Origin of the sequence: Streptomyces sp. NPDC048483 (genome assembly GCF_040651455.1) — a bacterium.
Lineage (GTDB): Bacteria > Actinomycetota > Actinomycetes > Streptomycetales > Streptomycetaceae > Streptomyces.
Window position 1 is genome coordinate 24,116 of the sequence record NZ_JBEZJZ010000028.1, and the last position, 17,118, is coordinate 41,233.

Sequence of the window (17,118 nt, forward strand, 5' to 3'; positions counted from 1 at the left end):
GGGCCCGCGGGGTGCCGGCCCCGCCGGTCAGTGCCCCGACGTCGCCTTGAGACCCACCACCGCCACCAGCAACAGACCGATGAAGAAGATCCGGGCCGCGGTCACCGGCTCCCCGAGGACCGCCATCCCCACCACCGCCGCACCGGCCGCCCCGATGCCGACCCACACGCCATAGGCCGTACCGATCGGCAGGCTCCGGGCCGCATACGAGAGCAGCAGCATGCTGGCGACGATGCCCGCGCCGGTGAACACGCTGGGCCACAACCGGGTGAACCCCTCGGTGAACTTCATCCCGACCGACCAGCCGACCTCCAGGGCACCGGCGACGACCAGCAGAATCCATGCCATGACGGCACCTCCGTAAACGCTGCAAGAGCTTCAACAGGGGTGCGTCGTCTTGTCGTGACCCGGTACGGCGCGTCTCGTCGGGTGCTTACGAGGCTAGCAAGCGGCGGACCGGCTCCAGACGGAACGGGCGGTGACCTCGGTCACCGCCCGTCAGGGACAACAGCTTCAAGGGACCGGCGCAGGCCCCGGGGGCTAGAGGTAGAGCCCCGTCGAATCGTCCGCGCCCTCCAGCCGCTCCGCGGCCACCGCATGCAGATCCCGCTCCCGCATCAGCACATACGCCACACCGCGCACCTCGACCTCGGCACGGTCCTCCGGGTCGTAGAGCACCCGGTCCCCCACCTCGACGGTCCGCACGTTCTGCCCGACCGCGACCACCTCGGCCCAGGCCAGGCGGCGGCCGACCGCCGCGGTCGCCGGAATGACGATGCCCCCGGTCGAGCGCCGCTCGCCCTCGGGGATGTCCGTCCGGACCAGCACACGGTCGTGCAGCATCCGGATCGGCAGCTTGTCGTGGGTGTCCTTGGTGTTATTCGGGCTCACGGCATGACCGTACCTGCCCGGCGGCGCACACCACGCACCGACGGCCGACGACGGACCGCCCGGGGCCCTTCCGGCGCCGGCGGGGGCATCCCGGGCAGGGACCGCGGAGGTAACAGAACGGGCAAGCGGGACCGTTTCTTGATCGTTCTGTCTAGTCTCCGGAGCATGGGCGGAATCGATGTTGCCAATGGAGTGCTCGGCGCTGTCATCGGCATGGTGTTGGCCACGCTGTTCCAACAGCCGCTGCAGGACGCCTGGTTCAAGATCCGTAGGCGCTCGGCGTATGCGCTGCGCACCCTGCGAAGGCATCCGGAGGAGCCCGCCAGCACCTGGACGACCTTCTCCCTGGGGCCGCTGCACACCGCCGCCTTGATCGTGGAGGGCGACGGTGAGTCGGCGATCACTCCCGAGGCGATCCACATCCAGGTGCTGGACGAGGAGATAGCCCTGCCGGCGGAGATGGCCGACTGGCATCAGGAGATCGCGGAAGAGAGCGCTCAGCTCCAGGCGGAGGGCCGCACTCCGGTGTGGAACGGCCTGCGGTACGCCGTCGAGTCGTTCGATATCTCCAGAACCGCCCTCGACGAACAGCCGGAAGTCCATCTGAGGCTGCGGCCCACGGACTACTACACGTTCCTCGCCGCCCAGCAACTCGACCGGCGCCTGCCCAGCGGCACCACCCCGCGGTCCCGCTACCTCGACCCGGACCGCCCGCTGGCCGCCCCGGCCTTCCTGCAGTGCAGCTTCGCCGTCAACGTTGCCGTGGTGACCGCCGACGACATGCTCGTCGTCACCCGGCGCAGTGACCGGGTACGGATGGCGCCGGGCGTGTGGAACTCCTCCGTGAACGAGGGGCTCTCCCGGCACATCGACTCATCCGGCAGGAACGCACCGGACCTGTACGCGGTGGCCCGGCGCGGTATGCGCGAAGAGCTGTCGCTCGAACCGCACGAGTCCCAGCTCACCCTGCTGGCGTTCGTGCTCGATGTGGAGCGGCGCCATTGGAGCGCCCACTTCTACGCGAGGCTGACGGAGCTGACCCGCGATGGCCTCCAGGCGCGTATGAGCAGAGGTGTCGCCGACAGATGGGAACACCAGACGGTCGACCATGTGCCCTTCCGCCCCGCGGAGGTGGCCCGCTACCTCCTGCGTACGGACCGCATCCACCGGTGGGCTCCACTGGCCCCGGCGCTGTTCCACCTCGCGCTCGTCCATGTCCACGGCCGTACCGCGGTCGAGCGGGCGGAGGCACAGGCCGTCCGACGCCTCTAGCGGTGTCGGCCCCGTCCGGGCCCCACACCGCCGGCCCCCGTCCGGCCCCGGCCCACACACTTTAGGAGCGGCGCCGCTTGGCGGTCAGCGCCAGCAGGCCCACCACGGCCACACCGATCATGGCCACCGGAACGATCCGCTCCAGCCGCGGCGCCCCTTCCTCCGACACCAGCTGGGTCCGCACACCCGACACCGCACGGTGCGCGGCCACATACGCCCGCCCCGCCGTCCGGTCCACCGCCGCCGCGGTCGCCGCCTTCGCATCGCCGATGATCGTCCTCGGGTGCAGCCGCACACCGATCTCGTCGAGCGTCACGGCGAGCTCCTGCCGCCTGCGGGCGATGTCCGCCTCGATCTGCGCAGGGGTCCTGGCTTCCGACACCGCGCTGCCTCCGTCGTCTCGGGCCGATGCGTACGAGGACGGGACAAGTCCCCGTACGGAACCGGCCGCCTTGCTCCATGCCGATTCGTGATGGACAGTCTGTCAGCTCGCACCCGCCCGCGCCCCACAGCACCCCCGTTTCGGGCAGCCGCGGCGCCCGCGCCCCCCCTTGCCCGCCCCACCTGGTTAGTGTCGGGGCATACGGATCCACGTAGGAGGAGAACCATGACCGAGCGACTGCAGCCCGGCGACACCGCCCCCGCCTTCACCCTGCCCGACGCCGACGGCAAGCAGGTCTCGCTCGCCGACCACAAGGGCCGCAAGGTCATCGTCTACTTCTACCCGGCCGCCCTGACCCCCGGCTGCACCAAGCAGGCCTGCGACTTCACCGACAACCTCGACTTCCTCGCCGGCCACGGCTACGACGTCATCGGCATCTCCCCCGACAAGCCGGAGAAGCTCGCCAAGTTCCGCGAGAAGGAAGACCTCAAGGTCACGCTCCTCGGCGACCCCGACAAGGCGGTCCTGGAGGCATACGGCGCCTTCGGCGAGAAGAAGCTCTACGGCAAGACCGTCACCGGCGTCATCCGCTCCACCGTCGTCCTCGACGAGGAGGGCAAGGTCGAGCGCGCCCTCTACAACGTCAAGGCCACCGGCCACGTCGCCAAGATCATCAAGGATCTGGCGCTTTAACCGGCCCGGGGCCAGGCCCCGCGCGGCGCCCCGCGCCGGGGCGGCCCGGGGCAGGAGCCGTTGTCGACTGCGGTGAACGGCATACCGGTACCCGGCAGCTGCAGCACGGCCGGCGCCCCGCGTCAGGGTGACCCCGGGCAGGAGCCGTTGTCGGCTGCAGTGAGCGGCATACCGGTACCCGGCAGCCCCAGCACAGCTTCGGCACCCCGCGTCAGGACGACCCCGGGCAGGAGCCGTTGTCGGCTGCAGTGAGCGGCATACCGGTACCCGGCAGCTCCAGCACGGCTTCGGCGCCGCCCTCCGTGGCGGCGCCGAAGTCCAGCCGCGCCCCCAGCACATCCGCCTGGCCGACCGCGATCGTCAGCCCCAGCCCGTGCCCGGTCCCCCGCTCCGGCGCCGCCGTACGGAACCGCCGCGGCCCCTCCGCGCACAACTCCGCCGGATACCCCGGACCGTGATCGCGCACCACGATCCGCGTCCCCTGCACCACGACCTCGATCGGCGGCCGCCCGTGCTTCGCCGCGTTCGCCAGCAGATTCACCAGCACCCGCTCCACCCGGCGCCGGTCCGTCTCCACGATCACCGGCTCGCCCTCGACGGACACCGACACCTCGTCAACCCCCCGCTGCCGCGCCGCCCGCCGCACAATGCCCCGCACCAGCGACGGCAGCTCACAGGCATCCAGATCCGCCCGCTCCACCCCCGCATCCAGCCGCGAGACCTCCAGCAGATCCTCCACCAGCCGCCGCATCGCCTGCGCCCGGTCCTGCACCATCTCCACCGCCCGCGGCTGCGGCAACAGCTCCGCCGCCGCCACCAGCCCGGCCACCGGCGTCCGCAGCTCATGTGCCACATCCGCGGTGAACTCCCGCTCCGCCTGCGCCTGGGCCGCCAGCGACATCGCCATGTGATGCACACTGCGGCCCAGCTCGGCCACCTCGTCCCGGCCATTACTGGCCAGCGCATCCGCATCCGGTGCGGCCCCCGCCGCGATCCGCCGCGCCGCCGCCGCACTCAACCGCAGCCGCCGGGACAGCCGCTGCGCCACGAACCACGACACCGCCGCCATCAGCGCGACCGTGCCGAACCCCGCGATCACCAGCGCCCGGTCCAGCGCCACCTGCGCCGGATCGTCGTCCGGATACGCCGCCGACACCGACAACGACCGCTTCGGGCGGCCCCCGCCACCGTCACCGACCCCGGTCGCCGCCCACACCCGCGGATCCTCGCCGCCGCTGACATACGTCCCCGACCGGTTCTTGAACACCGCCTCCCGCAGCGGCAACGGCAAGGCCGCATCGTCCAGCTGCGCTCCCAGCGCCCGCTTCCCGTCCCGCTCGTAGATCTGCAGCGCACTGCTCAGCCGGTCGTCCTGATAGGCCCGCGCCGACCGTTCCCGCTCCGCGTCCGCTATGTGGTGCACGGCAAAGCCGAGCACCACCACGGCCAGCGCCGTCATACACGAAATGGCCAGCGCGATCCGGCCTCTGATGCCCATCACGCGAGGTTGTACATCTCCGTCGTGTCCCCGAGCGGCGTCGAGCCCTCGTACGTCACCTCGAGCCCCGTGAAGGCCCGCGCGCCGTCGACCGTCTTGGCGCCGTAGAGCCGGAACGTCGCCGGGAACCCGGCATCCGCCCCCACGCCCGCGGCCGTCTTCACCACCTGCACCACGCCGGTGCCCTCCGCCTCCTCGGATCCGTACCGGTCCCAGGTGATCGCGGTCGCCACCATCCCCGCATCCGCGCAGGCCAGCGTGATCACCTGCGGCTTGACCGCCGGAGCCCCGATCCCGCAGTCCCGCACGCCCGGCAGACCGCCGGACTCCCTGCCGTCCTCCTTGACGTCCCGCGCCGCCGCCGTCTTCGGCGCCACATCCACCGCCGACGCGCGGTCCGAGGCCTGGCTGAACCACACCCCTCCGGCCGCCAGCGCCGTCACCACGGCAAACGTCGCCAGAGCGGTACGCCCACGGGCCCAGCGGGACCCCGCGCGCTCGGTCATCACGTTCTCCTCCCGGGGCTCCCACCCCGTACCCCCACCAGCACACACCGGCGCGCCCGCACCCACCGAAGAGGAGCCGACGCACAGCGCCACACGCTACGAAAGAGCGGTTTCCGGACCGCCACGTTCCCCTCTCACCCCCACAAGCTGATTGCCCGCACGCTTCAACGACCGCGCGGCTGTGTACCAGTCCTGTAACAGACCCGCCGATCCCCTGACTCACGGCACCGCGCCCCGCCCGCCTGCTCTGCCACCCCTGACCCACCTCGCCGATGACGTGGATTTCGGCCAAAGTGGTTTGGATCCGCCTTCCACCGCGCAGGCGCACCTGTCGTATCTGTCGTATCCCCACCGCGCATCACCGCGCCGACCGACCGAGAGGACCGCCTCGTGGCCAACGGGAGCACCGCAGCAGAGCACGTACCCGAGGACAAGGAAGCCCTCCGCCGGCACCGTGTCCTCTTCCGCGCCATCGCCCGGCGCAAAAACCCCAGGCTGCGGCGCACCGATATCACCATCACCGACGAAAAGGTGGTCCGGCGGGCCGTAAAGGCGGCCGCCCTCGGTAATGCCATGGAATGGTTCGACTTCGGGATCTACAGCTATCTCGCGATCACCCTCGGCCAGGTCTTCTTCCCCGGCGGCAGCGACACCACCAGCCTGCTGTCCTCGTTCGCCACCTTCGCCGTCGCCTTTCTCGTACGGCCTCTCGGCGGCGCCTACTTCGGCCCGCTCGGCGACCGTATCGGCCGCAAGAAGGTCCTCGCCCTCACCATGATCATGATGGCGCTGGGCACCCTCTGCATCGGCCTGATCCCCTCCTACGCGGCCATCGGCTTCTGGTCCCCGGTCCTGCTCATCCTCTTCCGCCTCGTCCAGGGCTTCTCCACCGGCGGCGAATACGGCGGTGCCTCCACCTTCATCGCCGAATACGCCCCCGACAAAAAGCGCGGCTATTTCGGCAGCTTCCTCGAAATGGGCACCCTCATCGGCTACACGGGAGCGGCCGGCATCGTCCTGCTCCTCAACACCACCTTGGGCGCCGACGCCATGTCCGCCTGGGGCTGGCGCCTGCCGTTCCTGATCGCCGGCCCGCTCGGCCTCATCGGCCTCTACCTCCGGGTCAAGCTCGACGAAACCCCCGCTTTCCAGAAACTGGAAGCGGCGCAGACCCACACCACCACCGACTCCGTCGTGGAAACCGAAGCCGCGTTCTCCCACCTCTCGGAAAACGCCCCCAAGAAAAAACTGGGCGAAATCTTCGCCCAGCAGTGGCCCACGCTCATCCTCTGTATCGCGCTGGTCGGTGCCTACAACATCACCGACTACATGCTGCTCTCCTACATGCCGACGTATTTGACCGACACCCTCAAATACAAGGAGTCGCACGGCCTCCTGATTCTCCTCGGCATCATGGTCGTCCTGATGTGCCTCATCAGCACCATCGGCAAACTCAACGACCACTACGGCCGCAAGCCCCTCCTGATGACCGGCATGCTCGGCTTCTTCATCACCGCCATCCCCGCCTTCCTCCTGGTCAAGCAGGGCAGCATGGCCGCGGTCATCGGCGGCATGACCCTCCTGGGCCTCTCCCTGGTCTGCCTCCTGGGGACCATGTCCGCCGCCCTCCCCGCCCTCTTCCCCACCAACGTCCGCTACGGCTCGCTCTCCATCGGCTACAACATCGCCGTATCCGTCTTCGGCGGCACCACCCCCCTGGTGATCACCGCCCTCATGGACGTCTTCGACAAGAACGTCATGGTCCCCGCCTACTACACGATGGGTGCCGCCCTGGTGGGCGTCATCGCCGTGGCCTGCATGAAGGAAACGGCCCAGCAGCCCCTGGAGGGCTCACCGCCTTCGGTCGCCACGAAGGAAGAGGCCGTGGAAATGATCACGGCACAGACCGCGGAGCCGCGCTTCTGAGACAGCTGTGGCCGGTGGGGCCTTGGGGTTTTTCTCCCCCGAGGCCCCTTTCCCTTTCCCTTTCCCCCTTCCGGACGTAACCGACTCCACGTTCGATCGTTGATGTGTTCGGGAGGACGGGAATGCGCCGGGGGTGGTCCCGGCGCACGGGACGAGGGGGAAGCATGCCGGTCAGTCCGTACACCCGGGAGCGACTGGAGGCCGCGGCGTCCTCGTCGCGGACGCTGTCGGAGGCGTGGGCGAAGGTGGGGGTGGATCCGCGGAGATGTGCGAAGTCCTGCGCCCTCTCGGGGTTGAGGTCGTCGGTGGGCACCACACGCACCTCAGCCGCCGCATCAAGGCGTACGGGATCGACACCTCGCACTTCCGCCCCTGCGGAAGGACTCCCCGGCCCACCCCCGATGAGTGGCGAGTGGCGGTCGCCGAGTCGGTGTCCATCGCCGAGGTACTGCACCGCCTGAGCCGGACGAACACTGGTGGGCAACGCGCCATGTTGCGCAGGTGGATCGCCGACGACCATCTGACGACTGAGCACTTCCTCGGTCAGGCTCATCAGCGGGGAAAGCCAGGCACGAACGCCAAAAACGGCCGGAAGACGTTCTGGTACGGCACAGCGGCCGTCACCGGATCGCCACCAAGCGCCTGCGCCGTGCGCTCCGCGAAGTCGGCGTGCCTGAGCGCTGCGCCAGGTGCAAAGTCGGCCCGAGTGGCTCGGCAAGCCCATGACGCGGGAGATCGGTCACGTCAGCGGGGACTGGCACGACAACCGACGGGAGAACCTGCGGTTGCTGTGCCCCAACTGCCACGCAATCACGAGCACGTGGTGCAGAGGCGGAAGCCGACATCGCGTGAAGACAAGGCTCACCTACCGGTAGCATTGGCGGATACGCGGCCGTTGCTGAATGGTATAAGCAGAGGTTTTAGGTGCCTCGGGGCATTTGCCCATGTGGGTTCGACTCCCATCGGCCGCACACACAGGGGCCACCCGCCGGGTGGCCCCTCTTGCGTTCCTCAGCCCATCAACTCCCTCACCACCGGCACCAACGCCCGGAACGCCTGCCCCCGGTGGCTGATGGCGTTCTTCTCGGCGGGGGTCAGTTCGGCGCAGGTACGGGACTCCCCCAGGGGCTGGAGGACCGGGTCGTAGCCGAAGCCGCCGGTGCCCGAGGGGGTGTGGCGGAGGGTGCCCTTGAGCCGGCCCTCGACGACTCGCTCGGTGCCGTCGGGGAGGGCGAGGGCCGCGGCGCAGGCGAAGTGGGCGGCGCGGTGGTCGTCGGAGATGTCGGCGAGCTGGGCCAGGAGGAGAGAAAGGTTGGCCTGGTCGTCGCCGTGGGTGCCGGACCAGCGGGCGGAGAAGATGCCCGGCGCGCCACCGAGGACGTCGACGCAGAGGCCGGAGTCGTCGGCGACGGCCGGGTGGCCGGTGGCCTGGGCCAGGGCGTGGGCCTTGAGGAGGGCGTTCTCGGCGAAGGTGACGCCGGTTTCCTTGACGTCCGGGACGTCGGGGTAGGCGTCGGCGCCGACGAGTTCGACGCCGAGCTCGGCCGCGTCCAGGATGGCCCGGAGTTCGGTGATCTTGCCGGCGTTCCGGGTGGCGAGGATGAGGCGGGAGCGGGATGCGGGGCGCCCGCTGGTTCGAGGCTGCATAGGGAGTGATTATCCCGGTGCGCGGGAGCGGTCAGCCCGGGGTGCAGACCTTGGTCATTTCGCCGGCGGCATCGGAGATGGGCTCGAGGTTGGGCGCCTTGGCGTCCTTGATGTCCTTGCGGGCGTCCTTGATGCCGGCGTTCATCTTGTCGACGGCGGCGGCGAGGTCGGGGTCGCTCGACTCGTCGCGGACCTTCTTGAGCTTCCGGTCGATGGAGTCGAGGGTCTGCTCGGCCAACTGGGGGTCGTCGAGGGAGTCCCCGACGGCTCGCTGAAGCTTGTCGACGGAGTCGACGACGGCACCGGCCGTATTGGCGCAGTCCATCGCCTTGTTGACGGCGCTGCAGGCGGAGAGTGCCGGTATCGCGAGGGCGGCGGCGGTCAGCACGGCGAGGGCGGTGGCGACGGGACGGCGGGTGCGGCGGGTGGTCGGGCTGGTCTCACGCGGGGACATGGAGTGGATTCCTCCCTTGGGTCATGGGGGTCATGAGCGGGCAACGGAAGAAACGCGTGGCGCCCCGCTTTGGTTGCCGGGGCGGGAGGAAATGGGCGGGAAAGGGGAAGGAAGGGGAGGCCGAGGAGGGGGCGGGGCGGGGCCCCACCCCGGCCCCCGCTGCCTCAGAGTTCCCGTGCCAGCGCCTCCCGCTGGGCCGTGTCGAGGTCGCGGCAGCCCGCGACGGCGAGGTCGAGGAGGGCGTTGAGTTCGTCGCGGGCGAAGGGTTCGGCCTCGGCGGTGCCCTGGACCTCGACGAAGCGGCCGTCGCCGGTGCAGACGACGTTCATGTCGGTCTCGGCGCGGACGTCCTCCTCGTAGCAGAGGTCGAGGAGCGGGACGCCGGCCACGATGCCGACGCTGACGGCGGAGACGGTGCCGGTCAGCGGCTGGCGGTTGTGCTTGATGAGCTTCTTGCCCTGGGCCCAGGCGATGGCGTCGGCGAGGGCGACATAGGCGCCGGTGATGGCGGCGGTGCGGGTGCCGCCGTCGGCCTGGAGGACGTCGCAGTCGAGAACGATGGTGTTCTCGCCGAGGGCCTTGAAGTCGATGACGGCGCGCAGTGAGCGGCCGATGAGGCGGCTGATTTCGTGCGTGCGGCCGCCGATCTTGCCGCGTACGGATTCGCGGTCGCCGCGGGTGTTGGTGGAGCGGGGCAGCATCGAGTACTCGGCGGTGACCCAGCCTTCGCCACTGCCCTTGCGCCAGCGCGGGACGCCCTCGGTCACGGAGGCGGTGCAGAAGACCTTGGTGTCGCCGAAGGAGATGAGCACGGAGCCTTCGGCGTGCTTGCTCCAGCCGCGTTCGATGGTGACCGGGCGGAGCTGTTCGGGGGTGCGGCCGTCGATGCGAGACATGGCGTAGACCCTATCGGGAATGGCGAGGGCCCCGTTCCGGTACGGACGTATGCACCGGGCGGGGCCCTGGGTGAGCGCTGGGCTCAGCTCACATCATGTCTTCGATTTCGCCGGCGATGGGGTCGGCGTCGGTGCCGATGACGACCTGGATCGCGGTGCCCATCTTGACGACGCCGTGGGCGCCGGCGGCCTTGAGGGCGGCCTCGTCGACGAGGGAGGCGTCGCTGACTTCGGTGCGGAGGCGGGTGATGCAGCCCTCGACCTCTTCGATGTTGTCGAGTCCGCCGAGCCCGGCGACGATCTTCTCAGCCTTGCTGGCCATGTCCACTCCTGCTTGTCTCGGCCGTCGGCGGCTCCGCCGAGCGGTTTTTCCACCGCAGAGCACGCGGAGGAGCGTTCTGTGCGGCTGTGCACGTTCAGCCCAACTATGGGGGCGGTCGGGTGCCATCTGGCGAAGGATGGCGATCACCCGGGGTGTGTGCCGGGCGTCCGACGCACACCCCCAGTGGTCTACACCATCAGTATGCGGTACGCGCCGGTCGGCGCACCGGCCGGCGGGAGGGAGGAAGCCGATGAGTTCGGACGCAGCGGCGGCGGCGCCGGGGAAGAGGCCGGTGAAGTCGCGGGCGTCGGCCGTCTTCCAGGGGATGCAGAAGCTGGGCCGCAGCCTTCAGCTGCCGATTGCCGTGCTACCTGCCGCGGGCATTCTCAATCGCCTGGGCCAGCCGGATGTGTTCGGCGCGGACGGGCTGGGCTGGGACGACGTCGCCAAGGTGTTCGCGGGGGCGGGCGGCGCGCTGCTGGATTCGGGGCTGGGGCTGCCGCTGCTGTTCTGTATCGGTGTCGCGATCGGGATGGCGAAGAAGGCGGACGGGTCGACGGCGCTGGCCGCGGTGGCGGGTTTTCTCGTCTATTACGCGGTGCTGCATCAGTTCCCGGCGATCTGCGGTCCGGGGCAGACGTTCACGCAGGCGGGGCCTTGGGGCGGGGTGTGCGTCGACAAGGGCGGGAACGCCGCCCAGGCGACATTCCAGAATCCGGGGGTTTTCGGCGGCATTGTGATGGGCTTTCTGTCCGCCTGGTTCTGGCAGCGGCTGCACCGGGTGAAGCTGGTCGACTGGCTGGGGTTCTTCAACGGCCGCCGGCTGGTACCGATCGTGATGGCCTTCATCGGCCTGGTCTTCGCGGTGGCGTGCCTGTGGGTCTGGCCGCCGATCGGTGACGCGCTGACCGCCTTCAGTAAGTGGCTGACCGATCTGGACTGGCTCGGTTCGGGGCTTTTCGGTGTCGCCAACCGTGCGCTGCTGGTGATCGGGCTGCACCAGTTCCTGAACACCTTTGTGTGGTTCCAGTTCGGCAGTTATACGGAGCCGGACGGCACGGTCGTCCACGGTGACATCAACCGGTTCCTGGCGGGCGATCCGACCGCGGGTCAGTTCACCACCGGCTTTTTCCCGATCATGATGTTCGCGCTGCCGGCGGCGGCGCTGGCCATTGCGCACTGCGCCAAGCCGCACCGCCGTAAAGAGATCTCCGGGATGATGCTGTCCGTCGGGCTCACCTCGTTCGTGACCGGGGTCACCGAGCCCATCGAGTATTCGTTCCTTTTCGTCGCGCCGCTGCTGTATGTGCTGCATGCGCTGCTGACGGGTGTGTCGATGGCGGTGAGCTGGGCGCTGGGCGTGCACGACAGCTTCAGTTTCTCGGCGGGGCTGATCGACTACGTCATCAACTGGGGGCTGGCGACCAAGCCCTGGCTGATCATTCCGATCGGGGCGTGTTTCGCGGTCGTCTATTACGCCGTCTTCCGTTTCGTGATCACGAAATTCAACCTGCCGACGCCGGGACGCGAGCCGGACGAGGTGGGGGACGCCATGGAGGAGGCGAACATCAAGTAGGCGGGCGGCGCTTCGTCGCGAAAGGCTCACGGACCTCCGGGCCCGTGGGCCTTCGTCGTGTGGTCCACGCCACTTGGGACAGCGGATTCCATTGCACCGGGACGGCATGCTAAGAATGGTCTAAACCACCAGTGGTGTAGACCAAGGTGTAGACCAAGGTCGAGACCAGGACCAGGGTAGACCAACCAGCGGGCCGTCCCCCTCTTCCGAGTGCCCGCCTCACCAGGAGGAATCCGATGAGTTCGGCCACCGCGAAGGCGGATCCCGGCAAGAAGAGCCGCGGCTCCGCAGCCATGGCAGTGGGTCAGCGCATCGGCCGCAGCCTCATGCTGCCGATCGCCACCCTGCCCGCCGCCGCGCTGATGGTCCGCCTCGGCCAGCCGGACCTGCTCGGCCGGGAAGGGTTTCCCGCCTTCTTGAACAAGCTCGCCGAGTTCATGGCGGCGGGCGGCGGCGCCCTGCTCGACAACATGCCCCTGCTGTTCGCGGTCGGCATCGCCATCGGCTTCGCCAAGAAGGCGGACGGCTCGACGGCACTCGCGGCCGTCGTCGGCTACCTGGTCTTCAGCAAGGTGCTGGGCACCTTCACCGACAGCAATCTGCCCAAGGTCCCCCAGGTCGTCGACGGGAAGATAGTCCAGGTGGCGCCGCCGGTGAACGCCGGCGTCCTCGGCGGCGTGGTGATCGGCATCGTGGTCGCCCTGCTCTACCAGCGCTACAGCCGCAAGAAGCTGCCCGACTGGCTCGGGTTCTTCAGCGGCCGGCGCCTGGTCCCCATCCTTGCCTCGTTCGCCGGCCTGCTCATCGGCATCGCCTTCGGATACATCTGGCCGGTCCTCGGTACGGTCCTGCACAACTTCGGTGAATGGCTGGTCGGTTCGGGCGCCGTGGGCGCCGGCATCTTCGGCGTGGCCAACCGGGCGCTGATCCCGGTCGGCATGCACCACCTGCTCAACTCGTTCCCGTGGCTCCAGGCGGGCGACTTTGCGGGCAAGCACGGTGACATCGCGCGCTTCCTGGCCAAGGACCCGAGCGCCGGCCAGTTCCTCACCGGCTTCTTCCCGATCATGATGTTCGCGCTGCCCGCCGCCTGCCTGGCCATCACACACTGTGCCCGTCCCGAGCGGCGCAAGGTCGTGGGCGGCATGATGGTCTCGCTCGCGCTGACCGCCTTCGTGACCGGCGTGACCGAGCCCATCGAGTTCACCTTCATGTTCATCGCGCCGGTGCTGTACGCGATCCACGCGGTGCTCACCGGTGTGTCCATGGCCCTGACCTGGGCGCTGGGCATGAAGGACGGGTTCGGCTTCTCGGCCGGCGCCATCGACTTCGTACTCAACCTCGGGATCGCGACCAAGCCGTGGCTGCTGGTGCTGGTCGGCCTGTGCTTTGCCGTCGCCTACTACGCGATCTTCCGGTTCGCCATCATCAAGTTCAACCTGCCGACGCCGGGACGCGAACCGGAAGAGGACGTGCAGGAAAAGGAGAAGGAGAAGGTGGCGGCGTAGCACGCGCCTGCTCCACCGGAACAGCGGCGGCCGCCCTCGTGTCAGCACGAGGGCGGCCGCTGTTGCCGGGCGGGTTCAGATCTCGTACACCGCGCCCGCCTTGGCGACCTCAACCGGGCCGTCGTACACCTTCTGCGCATCGCGGATGTTGATGTCCGGGTCGGTCCACGGGGGGATGTGGGTCAGGACCAGGCGGCCGGCGCCGGCGCGGCGGGCGTGTTCGCCGGCCTCGCGGCCGTTGAGGTGCAGGTCCGGGATTTCTTCCTTGCCGTGGGTGAAGGACGCCTCGCACAGGAAGAAGTCGGTGCCCGCGGCGAGGGTGTCCAGCGCGTCGCAGGGGCCGGTGTCGCCGGAGTACGTCAGGGACCGGCCGCCGTTCTCGATGCGGAAGCCGAACGCCTCCACCGGGTGGCTGACCCGTTCCGTACGGATCGTGAACGGCCCGATGGCCTGGGTGCCGGGCGTGAGCGTACGGAAGTCGAAGACCTCGCTCATCGCACCGTCGTACGGCAGATCGGCGTGCGCGACGGTCAGCCGGCGCTCGGTGCCGGCCGGCCCGTAGACCGGCATCGGCGCACAACGGCCGCCGTCCGGGCGGTAGTAGCGCACGACGAAATAGCCGCACAGGTCGATGCAGTGGTCGGCGTGCAGATGCGACAGCAGTACGGCGTCCAGGTCGTAGAGACCGATGTGGCGCTGCATCTCGCCAAGGGCGCCATTGCCCATGTCGATGAGCAGCCTGAAGCCGTCGGCCTCCAGGAGGTAGCTCGAGCAGGCCGATTCCGTGGAAGGGAACGACCCCGAGCATCCGACGACAGTGAGCTTCATGCGGGCGTGAACCTCCGTGGGCGGGGGCGGCGGGATCGGGGGCTCCCCTGCTCATCGGGTCCTTCTGCTCGCGAGGTCGAGAGCTTGGGGGAGCCGTTGAGAGCTCGGGGACGGGTCCATGCGGGTGTCTCGGCGGGTCGTTGCCGGTATGTGCCGGGTCATGGGTGGTCTGTGCGGTGCCCCCGAGCGTAAGGCGCAAAGGGTCCTGTGGCGCCTCCGGCGGGGCGAGCTGTGGGCGGAATCACCAGTCCGGGTGGGGCCGTACGTCCCGGTTTCTCCGGTCTTCGATTCCTCACCGCTGCGGCGCGGCGTCGCGGCGCCGGGGAACGCTCCTGCGGGGGCGCGCTCGGCGCTCACCGGCCGTCAGCGCCGCCGCGGACGGACCCTCCGAGGCGACCCCGCACCCGCCGTGGTCACTGTCGGCGGACATGCCTGGATTCTCACCGCACGGTGCGATCGCCGCGATGGCGGACATGTGTTCCACGGGGCACACCGGGAACCTGCCGTGGCGGCCGGAGAAGGACCCCGCCGCCACGGCGGCGAGGGGCCGGGGGATCTCCCGGCGCCGGCCGGGAGAAACAGCCGGCGGCCGCCCGCACACCGTGCGGCGGCCGCCCAGAACGCCGGCTAGGCCCAGAGCTGACCCTGCAGCGCAGCGATCGCGGCCTCGGTCGATTCGGCGGTGTAGACGCCGGTCGAGAGGTATTTCCAGCCGCCGTCGGCCACGACGAAGACGATGTCGGCGGCCTGTCCGGCCCGTACCGCCTTCTTGCCGACGCCGATGGCGGCGTGCAGGGCCGCGCCGGTGGAGACACCCGCGAAGATGCCTTCCTCGGCGAGGAGTTCGCGGGTGCGGCGGACCGCGTCCGCGGAGCCGACCGAGAAGCGGGTGGTCAGGACGGACTCGTCGTAGAGCTCGGGGATGAAGCCCTCGTCGAGGTTGCGCAGCCCGTAGACGACGTCGTCGTAGCGGGGCTCGGCGGCGACGATCTGGACGCCGGGGACGTGCTCGCGCAGATAGCGGCCGACGCCCATCAGGGTGCCGGTGGTGCCCAGGCCCGCCACGAAGTGGGTGACGGAGGGGAGGTCGGCGAGGATCTCCGGGCCGGTGGTGGCGTAGTGCGCACCCGCGTTGTCGGGGTTGCCGTACTGGTAGAGCATGACCCAGTCGGGGTGCTCGGCGGCCAGCTCCTTGGCAACGCGGACGGCGGTGTTGGAGCCGCCGGCCGCGGGCGAGGAAATGATCTCGGCGCCCCACATGGCGAGCAGTTCGCGGCGCTCGGAGGAGGTGTTCTCCGGCATGACGCACACGATGCGGTAGCCCTTGAGCTTGGCCGCCATGGCGAGCGAGATGCCGGTGTTGCCGCTGGTCGGCTCGAGGATCGTGCAGCCGGGGGTGAGCCGGCCGTCCTTCTCGGCCTGCTCGACCATGTGCAGCGCGGGCCGGTCCTTGACCGAGCCCGTGGGGTTGCGGTCCTCCAGCTTGGCCCAGATGCGGACGTCGTCGGAGGGCGAGAGGCGCGGGAGGCGGACGAGAGGGGTGTTCCCGACCGCCGCCAGCGGGGAGTCGTACCGCACTGTCAGACCATTCCGCCGGCGACGGCCGGGAGGATCGTGACGCTGTCGCCGTCGGCCAGCTTGGTGGAGATGCCCTCGAGGAAGCGCACGTCCTCGTCGTTGAGGTAGACGTTCACAAAGCGGCGCAGCTGCTCGCCGTCGACCAGGCGCTCGCGGATTCCGGAGTGCCGGGTCTCCAGGTCGGTGAAGAGGTCGGCGAGGGTGTCGCCGCTGCCCTTCACGGCCTTCTCGCCGTCGGTGTAGGTGCGCAGGATGGTCGGGATTCGGACCTCGATGGCCATGGGAGTGCTCCAGTCGGAGTGAGTGGCGGGTGCTGTGCGTCCCGGGTGCACGGCGGTACGGCGTGTGCCGGGGGCGTCGGGTGACGCGGGAGGTGCGGGGGTGCCGGGCGGGCCGCCCGGACGGGGTGTGCCGGGTCAGGCGGCAGCGCAGCGCGGACAGATCGCGCTGGAAAGGCGGCACAGATCGACGTGCAGCCGTGCGGCTCCGCAGCCGAACGCGCCCAGCAGGGCAGATGCGGAGCGACGCGTGGCGAGCGGAGCGAGCAGCAGCATGCCCGGCCTCTTCTCGCTCACGTCGTGGTCAACCATGCGGTCATCGTATCGATTCCCGGTCCGGGTATTGGAACCTCGTCCCATGATGCGGACGATCGGTGTACAGCAGGTGGGACGCGATCATGAACGGGCCCCGCGGCCGCTCAGGAGTAAGCCGCCACGACCTCGACGTCTTCCTCGGTGACCGCGCCCTCGACGATCCGGAACGAGCGGAACTGGAAGGGTCCGGCGTCGTCGGTGTCGGCAGTGGAAACCAGGACATAGTGGGCGCCGGGCTCGTTGGCGTACGAGAGGTCGGTGCGTGAGGGGTAGGCCTCGGTGGCGGTGTGCGAGTGGTAGATGATCACCGGCTCCTCGTCCCGGTCGTCCATCTCGCGGTAGAGCCGGAGCAGGTCGGAGGAGTCGAATTCGTAGAACGTGGGCGACCGGGCGGCGTTCAGCATCGGGATGAACCGCTCGGGGCGGCCACTGCCGGCCGGCCCCGCGACCACGCCGCAGGCCTCGTCGGGGTGGTCCTGGCGGGCGTGCTCGACGATCTGGTCGTAGAGGGCCTTGGTGAGGGTCAGCATGCGGCCAAGGATAAGCAA

20 protein-coding genes, 1 tRNA gene and 1 riboswitch are annotated in these 17,118 nt (G+C 69.5%); of the genes, 6 read left to right on the forward strand and 15 right to left on the reverse strand.

Annotated elements, in window-relative coordinates:
* Positions 1–27 precede the first annotated feature (27 nt).
* Complete coding sequence (locus AB0D04_RS17125; RefSeq protein ID WP_362703568.1) at positions 28–348, reverse strand: multidrug efflux SMR transporter; 321 nt, start codon at positions 346–348, stop codon at positions 28–30.
* Positions 349–386: 38 nt separating this feature from the next.
* Positions 387–451, reverse strand: a riboswitch (guanidine-III (ykkC-III) riboswitch).
* Between the two features lie 89 nt (positions 452–540).
* The gene (locus AB0D04_RS17130; RefSeq protein WP_362703681.1) at positions 541–843 is read right to left on the reverse strand and encodes a co-chaperone GroES; all 303 of its coding nucleotides are present in this window, start codon (positions 841–843) and stop codon (positions 541–543) included.
* A 213-nt stretch (positions 844–1,056) separates the two neighbouring features.
* Here AB0D04_RS17130 and AB0D04_RS17135 point away from each other — a divergent pair, with 213 nt between their 5' ends.
* The gene (locus tag AB0D04_RS17135) at positions 1,057–2,163 is read left to right on the forward strand and encodes a hypothetical protein (RefSeq protein WP_362703569.1); all 1,107 of its coding nucleotides are present in this window, start codon (positions 1,057–1,059) and stop codon (positions 2,161–2,163) included.
* 61 nt (positions 2,164–2,224) lie between these two features.
* Here the strand turns inward: AB0D04_RS17135 and AB0D04_RS17140 are convergent, their stop codons facing one another.
* Positions 2,225–2,545 carry a DUF3618 domain-containing protein gene (locus tag AB0D04_RS17140; RefSeq protein ID WP_362703571.1) on the reverse strand — a complete coding sequence of 107 codons (321 nt, stop codon included), beginning with the start codon at positions 2,543–2,545 and terminating at the stop codon, positions 2,225–2,227.
* 225 nt (positions 2,546–2,770) lie between these two features.
* Here AB0D04_RS17140 and bcp point away from each other — a divergent pair, with 225 nt between their 5' ends.
* Positions 2,771–3,238, forward strand: coding sequence for a thioredoxin-dependent thiol peroxidase (gene bcp, locus AB0D04_RS17145; protein WP_362703573.1), 468 nt, complete (start codon positions 2,771–2,773; stop codon positions 3,236–3,238).
* A 211-nt stretch (positions 3,239–3,449) separates the two neighbouring features.
* Here bcp and AB0D04_RS17150 read toward each other — a convergent pair whose 3' ends face one another.
* Positions 3,450–4,736, reverse strand: coding sequence for a HAMP domain-containing sensor histidine kinase (locus AB0D04_RS17150; RefSeq protein WP_362703575.1), 1,287 nt, complete (start codon positions 4,734–4,736; stop codon positions 3,450–3,452).
* Positions 4,736–5,242 carry a hypothetical protein gene (locus AB0D04_RS17155; protein WP_362703577.1) on the reverse strand — a complete coding sequence of 169 codons (507 nt, stop codon included), beginning with the start codon at positions 5,240–5,242 and terminating at the stop codon, positions 4,736–4,738. The genes AB0D04_RS17150 and AB0D04_RS17155 overlap by 1 nt, the downstream gene beginning before the upstream one ends.
* A 390-nt stretch (positions 5,243–5,632) precedes the next feature.
* On the opposite strand from AB0D04_RS17155, the gene AB0D04_RS17160 reads away from it, so the two are divergent.
* Entirely contained in the window at positions 5,633–7,168 is a 1,536-nt protein-coding gene (locus tag AB0D04_RS17160; protein ID WP_362703578.1) for an MFS transporter, read from the forward strand.
* Positions 7,169–8,056: 888 nt separating this feature from the next.
* Positions 8,057–8,139: transfer RNA gene (locus AB0D04_RS17165), tRNA-Leu, on the forward strand.
* Positions 8,140–8,179: 40 nt separating this feature from the next.
* Here AB0D04_RS17165 and rdgB read toward each other — a convergent pair.
* From rdgB to AB0D04_RS17185, 4 genes are all read right to left on the reverse strand, one after another.
* The gene (gene rdgB, locus AB0D04_RS17170) at positions 8,180–8,815 is read right to left on the reverse strand and encodes an RdgB/HAM1 family non-canonical purine NTP pyrophosphatase (protein WP_362703580.1); all 636 of its coding nucleotides are present in this window, start codon (positions 8,813–8,815) and stop codon (positions 8,180–8,182) included.
* Between the two features lie 31 nt (positions 8,816–8,846).
* Positions 8,847–9,269 carry a hypothetical protein gene (locus AB0D04_RS17175; RefSeq protein WP_362703581.1) on the reverse strand — a complete coding sequence of 141 codons (423 nt, stop codon included), beginning with the start codon at positions 9,267–9,269 and terminating at the stop codon, positions 8,847–8,849.
* A gap of 164 nt (positions 9,270–9,433) precedes the next feature.
* Positions 9,434–10,165, reverse strand: coding sequence for a ribonuclease PH (gene rph, locus AB0D04_RS17180; protein WP_362703583.1), 732 nt, complete (start codon positions 10,163–10,165; stop codon positions 9,434–9,436).
* A gap of 88 nt (positions 10,166–10,253) precedes the next feature.
* Entirely contained in the window at positions 10,254–10,613 is a 360-nt protein-coding gene (locus tag AB0D04_RS17185; protein ID WP_362703683.1) for a PTS glucose/sucrose transporter subunit IIB, read from the reverse strand.
* 124 nt (positions 10,614–10,737) lie between these two features.
* On the opposite strand from AB0D04_RS17185, the gene AB0D04_RS17190 reads away from it, so the two are divergent.
* Together AB0D04_RS17190 and AB0D04_RS17195 are read left to right on the forward strand one after the other, a co-directional pair.
* Positions 10,738–12,063 carry a PTS transporter subunit EIIC gene (locus AB0D04_RS17190; RefSeq protein ID WP_362703584.1) on the forward strand — a complete coding sequence of 442 codons (1,326 nt, stop codon included), beginning with the start codon at positions 10,738–10,740 and terminating at the stop codon, positions 12,061–12,063.
* Positions 12,064–12,299: 236 nt separating this feature from the next.
* Positions 12,300–13,571 (forward strand): PTS transporter subunit EIIC, encoded by a 1,272-nt coding sequence (locus AB0D04_RS17195; protein ID WP_362703585.1) that lies wholly within the window; start codon positions 12,300–12,302, stop codon positions 13,569–13,571.
* Between the two features lie 75 nt (positions 13,572–13,646).
* Here the strand turns inward: AB0D04_RS17195 and AB0D04_RS17200 are convergent, their stop codons facing one another.
* From AB0D04_RS17200 to AB0D04_RS17225, 6 genes are all read right to left on the reverse strand, one after another.
* Positions 13,647–14,399 (reverse strand): MBL fold metallo-hydrolase, encoded by a 753-nt coding sequence (locus tag AB0D04_RS17200; protein WP_362703586.1) that lies wholly within the window; start codon positions 14,397–14,399, stop codon positions 13,647–13,649.
* Positions 14,400–14,691: 292 nt separating this feature from the next.
* A complete protein-coding gene (locus AB0D04_RS17205) occupies positions 14,692–14,829 on the reverse strand; it encodes a hypothetical protein (protein ID WP_362703587.1) in 138 nt (45 codons plus the stop codon).
* 197 nt (positions 14,830–15,026) lie between these two features.
* The gene (locus AB0D04_RS17210) at positions 15,027–15,977 is read right to left on the reverse strand and encodes a cysteine synthase (RefSeq protein WP_362703588.1); all 951 of its coding nucleotides are present in this window, start codon (positions 15,975–15,977) and stop codon (positions 15,027–15,029) included.
* Positions 15,978–15,979: 2 nt separating this feature from the next.
* Entirely contained in the window at positions 15,980–16,258 is a 279-nt protein-coding gene (locus tag AB0D04_RS17215; protein ID WP_362703590.1) for a MoaD/ThiS family protein, read from the reverse strand.
* 135 nt (positions 16,259–16,393) lie between these two features.
* On the reverse strand, positions 16,394–16,567 hold the full coding sequence (locus tag AB0D04_RS17220; protein ID WP_107426016.1) for a putative leader peptide: 174 nt from the start codon (positions 16,565–16,567) through the stop codon (positions 16,394–16,396).
* Positions 16,568–16,674: 107 nt separating this feature from the next.
* The gene (locus tag AB0D04_RS17225; protein WP_362703592.1) at positions 16,675–17,100 is read right to left on the reverse strand and encodes a M67 family metallopeptidase; all 426 of its coding nucleotides are present in this window, start codon (positions 17,098–17,100) and stop codon (positions 16,675–16,677) included.
* Between the last annotated feature and the right edge of the window lie 18 nt (positions 17,101–17,118).